The sequence below is a fragment of the Janthinobacterium rivuli genome, from assembly GCF_009208735.1.
Classification (GTDB): Bacteria; Pseudomonadota; Gammaproteobacteria; order Burkholderiales; family Burkholderiaceae_D; genus Janthinobacterium.
Genome location: NZ_WFLJ01000009.1, coordinates 23,364 through 35,449, shown reverse-complemented (window position 1 = coordinate 35,449; position 12,086 = coordinate 23,364). Strand labels below are relative to the sequence as shown.

General features: G+C 66.9%; 10 protein-coding genes and 1 tRNA gene. 3 read left to right on the top strand and 8 right to left on the bottom strand.

Annotated features, from left to right (window positions below; all coding sequences use genetic code 11):
- Positions 1 to 6: 6 nt before the first annotated feature.
- The 8 genes from GCN78_RS13350 to GCN78_RS13315 form a co-directional block, all read right to left on the bottom strand.
- On the bottom strand, positions 7 to 330 hold the full coding sequence (locus GCN78_RS13350) for a collagen-like protein (protein ID WP_152252158.1): 324 nt from the start codon (positions 328 to 330) through the stop codon (positions 7 to 9).
- Positions 331 to 583: 253 nt separating this feature from the next.
- Complete coding sequence (locus tag GCN78_RS13345; RefSeq protein ID WP_152252157.1) at positions 584 to 1,714, bottom strand: TIGR03088 family PEP-CTERM/XrtA system glycosyltransferase; 1,131 nt, start codon at positions 1,712 to 1,714, stop codon at positions 584 to 586.
- A gap of 4 nt (positions 1,715 to 1,718) precedes the next feature.
- Entirely contained in the window at positions 1,719 to 3,275 is a 1,557-nt protein-coding gene (locus tag GCN78_RS13340; protein WP_193316725.1) for a polysaccharide deacetylase family protein, read from the bottom strand.
- A 235-nt stretch (positions 3,276 to 3,510) separates the two neighbouring features.
- Positions 3,511 to 3,586, bottom strand: a tRNA-Phe gene (locus GCN78_RS13335).
- A gap of 130 nt (positions 3,587 to 3,716) precedes the next feature.
- The gene (locus tag GCN78_RS13330; RefSeq protein ID WP_152252155.1) at positions 3,717 to 4,148 is read right to left on the bottom strand and encodes a hypothetical protein; all 432 of its coding nucleotides are present in this window, start codon (positions 4,146 to 4,148) and stop codon (positions 3,717 to 3,719) included.
- A 93-nt stretch (positions 4,149 to 4,241) separates the two neighbouring features.
- Entirely contained in the window at positions 4,242 to 6,644 is a 2,403-nt protein-coding gene (locus GCN78_RS13325) for a S9 family peptidase (protein WP_226939625.1), read from the bottom strand.
- A gap of 92 nt (positions 6,645 to 6,736) precedes the next feature.
- The gene (locus GCN78_RS29990) at positions 6,737 to 9,001 is read right to left on the bottom strand and encodes a putative bifunctional diguanylate cyclase/phosphodiesterase (protein ID WP_152252154.1); all 2,265 of its coding nucleotides are present in this window, start codon (positions 8,999 to 9,001) and stop codon (positions 6,737 to 6,739) included.
- A 137-nt stretch (positions 9,002 to 9,138) separates the two neighbouring features.
- Positions 9,139 to 9,945 (bottom strand): YggS family pyridoxal phosphate-dependent enzyme, encoded by an 807-nt coding sequence (locus GCN78_RS13315; RefSeq protein ID WP_152252153.1) that lies wholly within the window; start codon positions 9,943 to 9,945, stop codon positions 9,139 to 9,141.
- 81 nt (positions 9,946 to 10,026) lie between these two features.
- Here GCN78_RS13315 and ptsJ point away from each other — a divergent pair, with 81 nt between their 5' ends.
- The 3 genes from ptsJ to GCN78_RS29680 are packed head-to-tail and all read left to right on the top strand — an operon-like array spanning position 10,027 to position 12,080.
- Positions 10,027 to 11,328, top strand: coding sequence for a MocR-like B6 salvage transcription factor PtsJ (gene ptsJ, locus GCN78_RS13310; protein WP_152252318.1), 1,302 nt, complete (start codon positions 10,027 to 10,029; stop codon positions 11,326 to 11,328).
- Between the two features lie 33 nt (positions 11,329 to 11,361).
- Positions 11,362 to 11,931 (top strand): glutamine amidotransferase-related protein, encoded by a 570-nt coding sequence (locus GCN78_RS13305; protein WP_226939624.1) that lies wholly within the window; start codon positions 11,362 to 11,364, stop codon positions 11,929 to 11,931.
- On the top strand, positions 11,898 to 12,080 hold the full coding sequence (locus GCN78_RS29680) for a hypothetical protein (protein WP_226939623.1): 183 nt from the start codon (positions 11,898 to 11,900) through the stop codon (positions 12,078 to 12,080). The genes GCN78_RS13305 and GCN78_RS29680 overlap by 34 nt, the downstream gene beginning before the upstream one ends.
- Positions 12,081 to 12,086: the final 6 nt, after the last annotated feature.

The window sequence follows — 12,086 nt, the reverse complement described above, 5'->3', positions numbered from 1 at the left end:
GGCGTATTAGCGTTGTGGCACGACGATCACCGTGTCGCCCGTCTTGCCTTTGTCGCCTTCGTCGCCCTTGGCGCCATCGTTGCCTTGTGCGCCAGTGGCGCCTTTGGCGCCGTCATATCCTGCGGCACCGCTGTCGCCGGTCTGGCCGGTGGCGCCGGTAGCGCCAGTCGCACCGGCAGGCGCGTCCGCACCCGCGGCACCGGTGGCGCCGGCAGGGCCAGGCGCGCCGGGGACGACTTGCACGACGGTAGGTGCCGGTGCCGTTTCGCGCTGGCAAGCGGTCAGGGCGAGGGTAGAGGCGAGCGCGAGCAATATCAGGGTAGTTTTCATGATGCATCCTTTGGCAGTGTGCCGTTATGTACGGAACGGCTCGACGGCGTCGGGCGCGAGTTTCGCATGGCGGTGTGGCGGGGAAATCCGACCAGGTGGCCGTTCCGCCGTGTCGCGCAGGGCGCTGGCGGCGGGAGGAAGGCTAGTGATCTGCCTGCAGCATGGGCGCTTCGGCGGCGGCTGTCCGTACGTTTGCGTACACAACGGCAGGGGCGGGAACGTTTTTGCACAGATAAACCAATCCGGGCGCCCGCTAATGGCACAGCTGCTGGTACACCGACTGGTAATGCGCGACCATGGCGGGCAGGCTGAAGCGCTCGACGGCCACGCGCCGCGCGGCGGCGCCGTGCGCGAGGCGCAAGGCGGGTTGCGTCAAATAGTCGTCCAGGAGGCGGCTCAGGGCTGGCACGTCGCCAGGCTGGAATAGCCGGCCCGTCAGCCCTTCCTGGACCAGCTCGGGATTGCCGCCCACGCTGGTGGCGAGCGTCGGCACGCCGCTGGCCATGGCCTCGAGCAAGGTATTCGAGATCCCTTCCGACAAGGAAGGCAGGACGAAGACATCAATATTGCGCAAGACCCCGGCGACGTCGTGCACGGTGCCGGGAAACCACACGCGCTCCCCGACGCCGAGCGCGGCGGCCAAGGCGCGCAAGTCCGCCGCCAGGGGGCCGCTGCCTGCCATCACGAGGCGCGCTCTGGCGTGACGCGGCGCCAGGCCGGCAAAGGCGCGCAGCAGGGTGGCTTGATCCTTGACGGGCTGCATGCGGCCGACCGTGCCGATGATCAGTGTGTCGCCGCGCGCGAAACCTGCGGGCATGGCGCAGCGGGGGCCGTCTTCCCGGGGCGTGAAGCGGGTCGTGTCGACACCGTTATAGATCTGGCTGATACTCGCGGGAGCGATGCCGACGCGCCCGGTCAGGTAGCGCTGCAGGTTTTGCGAGACCGTGACATAGCGCTCGATCAACGGTGAATGCAGCTGGCGCAGCAGCGCCGGCTTCCATCGGTCGCCGCGCAAGTTGTCGACATCCCAGCCGTGCTCGCCATGGACGGCATGGCGCACGCCCGCCAGCCTTGCCGGTAACAGCGCGTCGAGAGCGGACTGGTTGCGCGTATGCAGGATAGCGGGCCGGAGCGTGCGGCATAGCTTGTAGAGTTCGCGGCGCATCGCCCATACGCCGATGCGGCTGCGCTTCAGGGCGATGACCGGCACGTCGCGGCGAACGATGCGGTCGCGGAAGTCCGAGTAGTCTTCGATGCAGACAATGCCATGCCGGAAGGCCGATTCGGGCATATGGTTGATCAGGTTGACCACGCCATTTTCCAGGCCCCCGGTGACCAGATGATGCATGACATGCAAGACCAGCGGGGGCGTTTTTCCGCTCATCCGCTCATCTCCATCCCAGGCACGCGAACAGGAAGGCGCGATCGGAATACTCCCAGTGTATGCCGCGCCGGCGCAGATTGAAGGGATCGACGGCGCCGATATTGCTGCCGCCATAGGCGGACAGGCAGGCGACATAGCCGGCTTGCCTGACCAGTTCGAGGCGCTCCGGCGTCATGTGCCGGCGTCCCCCGTAGGGATAGCCGAGCACGACGCTTTCGAGTCCCAGTTCATGCCGCAAGTCGTCGCGCGAGCGCGCCAGTTCGTGGCGAACGACGTCTTCCGGTTCGGCGGCGCAGTCGATATGGTTGACGGTGTGGGAGCCGATCAGGAAGCCCTCGTCGCGCATCGCGCGCAGCTGCTGCCAGGTCATCATCGGTATCGCCTGGTTGCCGCGCCGCACGTCGTGCGGGAAGGCGCGCCCGGTACCGATGAAGCCGGTGGCGACAAAAAAGGCGCCGGGAAGCTGGTGCTTCAGGAGGATGGGCACGGCATTCGTGTAGTTGTCGAGGTAGCCGTCGTCGAAGGTGACGCACACCAGCGGGCGGGGCGACGCGGGGACCGATTCCAGCCTCAGCGCCTGCTCGAGCGACAGCACCGTGCAATGCTTGCGCAGCAATGCCATCTGCCGGTCAAACTGCGCGATGCCGACGGTGAGATTGTCGCGCGCGCCGTCGCTGACGCGATGGTATAGCAGCACCGTCAGGCGTGGCGCGAGCGCGCGGCTCAGGCCCAGCCGCGATAACATTGATGCGCCGGCCGCTGCGCCATCCTTGAGCGCTCTGTGCATGGCATGACCGGCAGGCCGCTGGCTGCGCAGCAGCCTCGCGTCCAGTTCGGCCATTTGTGCCAGGCTGGGTTTTCGATACGTCGCGCCGGCACCGGCTTGCGCCAGCGACGGCGGGGCGCCGGCCAGGACTTGCCGCACCGCATCGCACATCAACTGGATACCCGCCGCATCCAGGCGCAGCTGCATGCCTCGCACCGTCGCGTAGGCTTCCCGCTCGAGCGTGGCCGCCAGCACGACGTTGCCCGTGTCGAGCTTGTCGTCGACCCAATGGATGGTGCAGCCGACCGACGGCTCGTCGTTCCACAATTCCCAGAAGGCCGGCGGCATGCCGCGGTAGTCGGGCACTTTTCCCTTGTGCAAGTTGAGCGTACCCAGCGTGGGCAGGGCGAACAGCGGCCTGCGCAGGATCGGCGCGTCCAGCGCCAGGCCCAGCGTCGGCGCGAAGGCCTGGACGGCGGACAGCGTGGCATCCGCATGCAGGTCGGCGACCGTGAGCACGTCGAGCTGGCCTGGCGATGCCAGTGCGCCCTGCTCCGGCGCGGCGCGCGCGCGCATGCGCCGCCACAGATCCGCGGCTTGATACGGTATCCAGCGCCAGCCGTTCTTTTTCAGGTTCGCCCACTGGTTATGCAGCAATTCCGGCGCCGACTTGCGCCGCGCGTGGATCACGAGCAGCCAGCGCAAGCCGGGAAGGGCGCGCTCGATCGCTGCGATGCCCTGGCGGATCGCATGGCCATCGTTGCCCGTAAACACCACAATCTTGTGCTCATTCATGCGCGTGGACATCCTTGGTCGGGGAGATAGCCTGGTCCGCAGGCCACCCGTTGACGGACTGTCGCCCAATGACGGATGTTGCACTTTGTAATAAATCAAATAGCGATGAAATTGCGCCTGGATGGGCGAGGATGGGCGTTTGCAGCAGGGCGCGTCGGCATTGCCGCCGGGTAAGGCGAGGTCCAGAAACGACAACGCCCACTGGCAGGAGTGGGCGTTTCATGGAAACTGTTCTTGGTGGCCCGGGGCGGAATCGAACCACCGACACAAGGATTTTCAATCCTCTGCTCTACCGACTGAGCTACCAGGCCAAGGCGGCGAATTATAGCAGAAAGACTTTCCACCTGACCAGAGCTAGCTGTGTTCAAATGCAACAGATAGCCAAATCATGTTGTTTTGGTATTGCTTCAGCCATGCGGCTGCGTCGATGCGGCGGCGGTTTTACAGGGCCGAGCTGCCGCCCAGGCCGCTCTTTTGCAGCACGCAGCGCCCCGCCTCGCAGGTGGCGCCCGGGTCCGTGATGATGGAGCAAGTCGACATCATGCCGTCCGCCTGCTGCTGCTTGCGGCTCGCCTCGGCTTGCGCCTGGGCCAGTGCCTTGAGTTTTTTGCCGTCATTGCCCTTGCTGGACCAGGCCAGGTAGCGCTCGGGGCCGCCGCAAGCCTTGGCGCCGATGGCGATGGTGTGGCATTGCTGGGTGGAATCGCAGGCGGCGGTACCCACTTCCGCCTGGATTTGCGCCAGCAAGCCGGCATTGCCGGGGGCTGGTGGCGCATCATCTTGCGTGGGGGCGCTGCCGCAGGCGCTGGCGGCCAGCAGCAGGAAGCTGGCGCACGCGGCGCGCAGCAGGGCGGAGGTGGTGGATGTCGTCATGCCATCATCATGTGCCACGCTTGCGTAAATGGCAAGCACGATTCGCGCGCTGGCCGCACATCGTGTTGCCGATTGACTCAGTGATGGCTTCGTCTACTTCAACGTACGATTGAACAGCTGATAGATACGGCGGTACTCGTCATACCACGCTTCCGGCTGCACGAAGCCGTGGCGCTCCATCGGGTAGCTGGCCATTTCCCAGTTATCCTTTTTCAGCTCGATCAGGCGCTGCGACAGGCGCACGGAGTCCTGGTAAAACACGTTGTCGTCGATCATGCCATGGGCGATCAAGAGGTTGCCCGTCAGTTTATCGGCGTATTCGATCGGCGACGAAATTTTATACGCCTGCGGGTCGACGTCCGGCGTGTTCAGGATGTTCGCCGTGTATTCGTGGTTGTAGGTGGTCCAGTCCGTCACGGGGCGCAGGGCGGCGCCGGACTTGAACATGTCCGGCGCGCGCATCAGGGCCATCAGGCTCATGAAGCCGCCATAGCTGCCGCCATAGATGCCCACGTTCTTGATGTCGCCCTGGTGCTGGGCTGCCAGCCAGTTGGCGCCGTCGATGAAATCTTCCAGTTCCGGGTGGCCCATCTGGCGGTAGATGGCCGTGCGCCAGGCGCTGCCGTAGCCGAGCGAGGCGCGGTAATCGACGTCGAGCACGATGTAGCCTTGCTCCACCAGCAGGTTGTGGAACATCTGTTCGCGGAAATACACGGGATAGCGCTCGGTCACGTTTTGCAGATAGCCGGCGCCGTGCGCGAACATGACGATCGGATATTTCTTGCCCGCTTCCAGCTGGGCCGGGCGGTACAGCTTGGCCCAGATGGGCGCCGCGCCATGCGTGGACGGCACTTGCACCAGCTGCGGCATGACCCAGTTGCGGGCCTTGAAGGCGTCGCTGCGCGTATCCGTCAGGATATTCGCCTTGCCGCCGGAGACCGGAATGGTCGCCAGCTGGGCCGGCAGATAGCTGGTCGAATAGCGCAGCAGCAGCTTGCCGCCATCGGGCGACAGGCCGAAGTTTTCCACGCCTTTCAAATTCGTCACTTCGCGCGCGCCGCCGTCCTTGGCCGTGCTGGCGCACACCTCATACGTGCCGGGCGCCTGCCGGTTGCACATAAAGTAGGCGGTCTTGCCGTCGCGGCTCCATTCGACGGCGCTCACTTCCCACTGGCCGCTGGTCAAGGCGCGCGCGGGCGCCGCGCCCGTTTTCGCGTACAGGTGGGCGTAGCCGCTTTCTTCGGACAGATACCACAGGGTGGCGTTGTCGGGCAGCCAGCCGAATTCGTCGGCGCGGCGGTTGACCCAGGCCGCGTCGCTGATGCGGTGCACGGGCACGAGGGCGCCGTTGGCCAGGTCGACGTTGGCGAGCCAGCGGTCCTTGTTGTCGATGGCGCGCACGCGCACGGCCACCTTGGAACCGTCATCGGTCCAGGCGATGCCGTCGCGCTGGGCGTCGATGCGCACGCCACGGTTGCCTTTCAGCGGCGGCAGCTTCTGTTCTACGCGCATGGCGGCCAGCGGATCGGTGGCGATGCCGGGCAGATTATCAAAAGCGATGTCGCGCACCTGGCCCGTGCGCAGGTCGGCCAGTTTCAGGCTTTGCGCGATCGGCATGTTGCGGCCCACGCGCGTGCGCTCGTCGTCCGCTTCCGGGTAGCCCGTTTCCGTGACGTAGCGGGCCAGCTTGCCCAGCTTGCCCTTTTCGGCGGCCTTGTCTTGCGTGACGAACAGCAGCCAGCGGCCGTCCGGCGACAGGGCGCTGCCGGAAATCGTGACCTTGTCGCCCAGGTAGATCGGTTCCGGCGCGCGCGTGGCGTCCAGGCGGCGCTCTGCGTGGCGGCGTTCGCGGCTGGCGGCGCGCTCTTCCTTCTGGCGCGCCAGGTTGACGATCAGGCGCAGCTGCAATTCGCGCAGGGCGTCCGCTTCCGGCTTGGCGTCCGGGTCCTTGGCCGCGCGCAGCAGGGCCACGGGGGCGCTCAGGCGCTCCGCACGGTTCCAGCTGAACCAGTCGGTGCCGCTGCGGTATTGCACGGCGCCGCCGTCGGCGGAGTACTGCGGGTCGCTGATGGCCGAGACGCCGCGCGTGATCTGCGTCAAGGCGCCGCTTTTCAGGTCGCGCTCGAACAAGTCGCCGTTGCGCAGCAGGATGGCGCGCGTGCCGGCCCGGTTGACCACCATGTGCTGGCCATCGAGGTTGGCCAGCTGCGCATCGTCGACCTGTTTCCCGCTATTGAGCCTGGCGTTCGCGCCAGGCACTTGATAGGTGTCGCGCAGGGGCGAGCCGAGGCGCTTTTGCTTGTAGTAGAGCTGGCCATTCCAGCCCCACCATGCCGCTTCGACGGGCGTGCCGATCCAGTCGGGATCAGCCATGGCCTGGTCCAGCGTGATCGGCGTGGGGACGGTGGTGGAAGGGGCCGCATGGGCGGCGGGCAGGGCGGCGGCCAGCAAAGACAGCAGCAGAGGGCGGGCCAACAGGGGAAGAACCAGACGCATCGGGAATCGCTTTAAGAAAAGGGGATGGTGAAGGTACAGGCTATGCGCCCGGTATTCTAGCGGAGGAGTTTCGTGCAGGAAATGTCGGAAAGCTAAGCTTGATGCCGGGCCAGCCAGGCGGGAAAGTCTTCCAGCGGCATCGGCTGCGCGATCAGGTAGCCCTGCAAGCCGTCGCAATCGTGAGCGACGAGGAAGTCGGCCTGCTCCTGCGTTTCCACGCCTTCGGCCACGACGCGCAAGCCCAGGTGGCGCGCCATGGCCAGTATCGCTTGCACGATGGCCGTGTCGCGCGCGTCGCGCGGCGTGTCGTCGATGAAGCGCTTGTCGATCTTGAGTTCGTACAGCGGCATCGAGGTCAGGTAGGCGAGGCTGGAATAGCCAGTGCCGAAATCGTCGATGGAAAAGCGGATGCCCAGGTCCGCCAGTGCGCGCATGCGCGCCAGCGAGGCGTCGCGCTGGTCGATCAGCAAGCCTTCCGTCAGTTCCAGGATCAGGGCGCCGGCCGGCGTGCCGTGCTCGGCCAGCGCCGCCTGGACGCGGGCGGCGAAATCGGGCTGGCGAAACTGGGCCGGACTGACGTTCACCGACAGGGCGACGGGCGATCCTGCCTGCGCCAGCAGCGTGGCGGTGCGGCACGCCTCGCGCAGGGCCCAGTGCCCGAGCCTGACGATCAGCCCCGATTCCTCGGCGATGGGGATGAAGACCCCGGGCCCGATGTGTGTGCCGTCGGCCTGCGGCCAGCGCATCAGCAATTCGGCGCCCGTCACCCGGCCATGGCGGTCGACCTGCGGCTGCACGTGCATGCGCAAGTCGGCCAGGGAGAGGGCGCGCGCCAGCGCCCGTTCCAGGGTCAGGCGCCGTTCCACGCCCGCCTGCATGGCCGCCTCAAAGAAGGCGATGCCGTTGCGCCCTCCCGCCTTGGCGCGGTACATGGCGATGTCGGCTTCGCGCAGCAGGTCGTGCGCCTGCTGGCCCGCTTTCGGCAGCAGGGTCACGCCGATGCTGGCGCTGCAATGATAGGACTGCCCGTCGATATCGAAGTCGCGCGCGATGGCGGCGCGGATTTTCTCGGCCACCTGGGCCGCCGCGCGGGCGGCGCTGTCCAGGTCATCGGCCAGGTGCGCCAGCAGCACGACGAATTCGTCGCCGCCGATGCGCGCCACCGTGTCGGCCTTGCGCATCAGCTGCGCCAGCCGCTGGCCGGCCAGGCGCAGCAGTGCGTCGCCGGTGGCGTGGCCGCGCGCGTCGTTGATGTGCTTGAAGTGGTCGAGGTCGATGAACATCAGCGCGCTGACCTTATGGTCGCGCGGCGCGGCGGCCAGCAGGTGGCCGAGGCGGTCCATCAGCAGGCGCCGGTTGGGCAAGCCCGTCAGCACGTCGTAGAAGGCCAGGCGGTGGATGTCCGCTTCCGATTTCTTGCGCTCGTCGATCTCGCGCTCGACGGCCACCCAGTGGGTTTGCTTGCCGTCCGCATCCGTGAACGGCACCAGTTCCGCTTCGACCCAGTACGCCTTGCCGGCCTTGTTGTAATTGAGCAGTTCCGCGCGTGCCGGCTGGGCGCGGGCCATGGCGGCGGCGATGCGCGCCAGTTCGTCCGCATCGGTGTCGGGGCCATGCTGGAACAGCAGGCTGCGGCCCAGCACCTCGGCGCGCGCATAGCCGCTGCTGCGCTCGAAGGCGTCGTTGACGAAGATGATGCGCGTGGCGGATAGCGCGCCCGCGCCGGGCGGCGCATCGGCCACTTCGGCGATCATCACCATGTCGTTCAGGCGGGCCAGCGCCGTGGCCGTCAGGCGCAGATCGGCGTTCAGCTGCGACAGGGCCTGGGTGCTGCTTTCCAGGTGGCGCAGCAGGAAGGCGCAGGACAGGGTCAGCACGGCGGCGATGAACAGGAAGTTCAGGGCCACGATCAGCGCGCGCAGCACGGGAGAATCGGGCGTGCCCGGTATTTGCAGGGCGACGTCGGGATGCAGGCCGAGGAAAAAGATGGTCAGCGAGGTCAGGGCCAGGGTCGACAGGGCTGGCCGCATTCCCAGCAGCAAGGCCGCCAGCACGGGCATGAGCATCATGTAGATCTGGCTGACGGGGCCGATTTTCAGCAACAGGCCCACGCCCACCAGGTAGGCGACGATGAGGAATTGCCACACGCGCCAGCGGTAGGGCATGGCGCGCCCATGCCAGATGATGCCGATCCAGCCGATGGCCAGCAAGTCGAGGGCGACAATGGACCAGATGGCTTCGCTCGCGGCCAGCAGGGCGCTGGGGATGGCTGTGACGATGCCGAGCAGCAGCACTGCCTGCAGCAGGCGCGCAAAAATCTGTCCGCGCCAGTGCGCGAGATCGTTTGACGCTACCACGCTGCCGTCCTTTCCCCAGGGAGCTGTGTTGTCGAGCTGAGCAGTATGATAAAAATATTACGCGCTATCTTTCTGCATGTCATCTTGATCATTCGACATGGTTGACTCCACGACCACCTGCGGGGCCTTCGGGCCGCCTACGCCGTTTGCGCCGTGGGCCAGTAGTGGCTATCCGGCGTGTCCCGCGCGCCGAAGATGGCCTGGCCGACCCGCACGACGGTGGCGCCTTCTTCAATGGCGATTTCATAATCGCCGGACATGCCCATCGACAGTTCGTCGAGGCCGATGCCATGCGGGGCATCCTGGCGCAGCCGGTCGCGCAGTTCGCGCAGCAGCACGAAGCAGCGGCGCACGCGCGCCGCTTCCGCCGACAGCAGCGCCAATGTCATGAGTCCGCGCACCCGCAGCGCCGGGAAGGCGGACAGCTGGCGCAGGAAGGCGGCCACCTCGTCCGGCGGCAAGCCGTACTTGCTGGCTTCTCCCGAGGTGTTCACTTGCACGAACACATCGAGTCCACGCCCTTGCGCTTGCAGGCGCCGTTCCAGCACCTCTGCCACGCGTAGGCTGTCGAGCGCCTGGAACTCGCTGGCAAAGCGCGCCACCAGCTTGGCCTTGTTGGTCTGCAAATGGCCGATCACCGACCATTGCAGGTCGGCCAGGTCCGTCATCGCTTCCCACTTGCGGCCCGCTTCCTGCGGCTTGTTTTCTCCCAACATGCGGCAACCCGCGGCGTAGGCCAGGCGCAGGCTGGCCTCGGGCTTGGTCTTGCTGACGGGCAGCAGGCGCACACCGGCCGGATCGCGGCCAACCCGCTGGCAGGCGGCCGCCATGCGCGCATGCACCGCCGCCAGGTTGCGGCGGAAGTCGTCCACCGATACGGCTTGCGGCCAGCGTCCATGCTGCGCGTGCATGGTGGGAGTGAGCAGGGGAGTGTCATGGTGCATGTGTCAGCCTTGTTGGCGGCACGGGGTGCCGGATTGATGTATCATTGTCCTATGCCAAAATATATCATGTCTGAGACTATCGTGAAGATGACGGGGAAAACCGCGGCGCAGCTGTTCGACAGCATCCGCGCGCTGACGCAGGCGGGCGAATTGCTGCCGGGCCAGGCGCTGCCGACCGTGCGCGACCTGGCCGCGACCCTGGGCGTCAACCGCAATACCGTGTCGCTGGCGTACAAGCGCCTGGTGACTGCCGGGATCGCGGTCACGCAAGGACGCCTGGGCACGGCCATCCGCGCGCAGCGCGATCCCGGCGAGCAGGAAGGCCTGCTGCCCGGCTCGCCGCTGGCCGACCTGGGCGGCGGCAATCCGAACCTTGCCTGGCTGCCCGATGCCGGCGCGGCCCTGGCGCGCAAGCCCTACCGCCCGCGCCTGTATGGCGAGGCCACGCTGGACCCGGAGCTGGAAGTCCTGGCGCGGCAGTGGCTGGCCGGGGATTGCCCGCAAGAGCACGACATCACCCTGACGAATGGGGCGGTCGATGCGGTCGAGCGCCTGCTGGCGGCGTACCTGGTCGCGGGCGACAAGGTGGCAGTGGAAGACCCGTGCTTCGTCAGCAGCATCAACACGCTGCGCATCGCCGGGCTGCATGCCGTTGGCGTGGCGGTCGATGCCGAGGGCATGCAGACCGGGGCGCTGGAACGGGCGCTGGCGCAAGGCGCGCAAGCCGTCATCGTGACGCCGCGCGCGCACAATCCGACCGGATGCAGCCTGAGCGCTGCACGCGCGGATCAGCTGCGCGCGGTGCTGGCCGCCTATCCGCACGTGCTGGTCATCGTTGACGACCATTTCTCGCTGCTGTCCGTCGCCGGCTACCAGGATGTGATTCCCCCTGCGGCCCGGCGCTGGGCGCTGATACGTTCGGTGTCCAAGATCTTCGGCCCCGACCTGCGCCTGGCCTTTGTCGCCAGCGACGGGCAGACGGCCCAGCGCCTGCGCCTGCGCCTGGCGCCCGGCACGAACTGGGTCAGCCATCTCTTGCAGGATGCCGTGAGCGCCTGCCTGTCGTCGCCCGAAGTGCTGGCGCAGGTGGCCCTGGCCCGGGAGGACTACGCGCGCCGCCGCGGCATCCTGGCGGCGGCGCTGGCGGCGCAAGGCATGGCCGTCGCCGGTCCCGCCGATGGCCTGAACCTGTGGCTGCCGCTGCCGGGCGGCAGCCAGGCGGCCGTGCTGGCGCTGGCCCGGCACGGCTGGCTGGTGCGCGGCGGCGAAGCCTTCGGCGTGCAGGCCCCGGCGCAGGGATTGCGGATCACCGCGTCGAGCATGGATGACGCGGGCGCGCAGGCGTTCGCCGGCGTGCTGGCCCAGGTGCTGGGCCGGCCCTAGTTTTTTAATTCCTCGTCACAGAAAGGGGGCAGCATGAAAGTCCATTTCATCGTGCATGAAGCGTTCGAGGCGCCGGGCGCTTATGAGACATGGGTGCGCGAGCGCGGCTACGCGGCCACATATTCCCGCGTCCATGCCCATGAGCCGCTGCCCCGTTCCATCGCGGACATCGACCTGCTGGTGGTCATGGGCGGGCCGCAGTCGCCGTCGACGACGCGCGAGGAATGTCCGCATTTCGACGCCGCCGCCGAACAGGCCCTGATTGCCGCATGTGCCGCGGCGGGCAAGGCGGTCGTCGGCGTCTGCCTGGGGGCGCAACTGATAGGCGCAGCCCTGGGAGCGCGCCATGCACACAGCCCTGAAAAGGAGATCGGCAAGTTCCCCGTCATGCTGACGGCGGAAGGACGGGCGAACGACAAGTTCGCCCACTTCGGCGATGTCGTGGAAACGGGGCATTGGCATAGCGATATGCCGGGCCTGACTGACGGCGCGAAGGTCATCGCCTATAGCGAAGGCTGCCCCGCCAGATCATCGAATACGGCAATCTGGTGTACGGCTTCCAGTGCCATATGGAGTTCACGCCGGAGGTGGTCGAACGGCTGATCGCCGCATCGGAAGCCGAACTGGCCGCGCTGGAGTCGCACCGCTTCGTGCAGCCGCCGGCGGTCCTGCGCACACACGACTGGCACGCCATGAACGACAAGCTGTTTGTTTTCCTTGACCGGCTCATGCAGGCGTACGCCTCGCCGTGAAAAAAA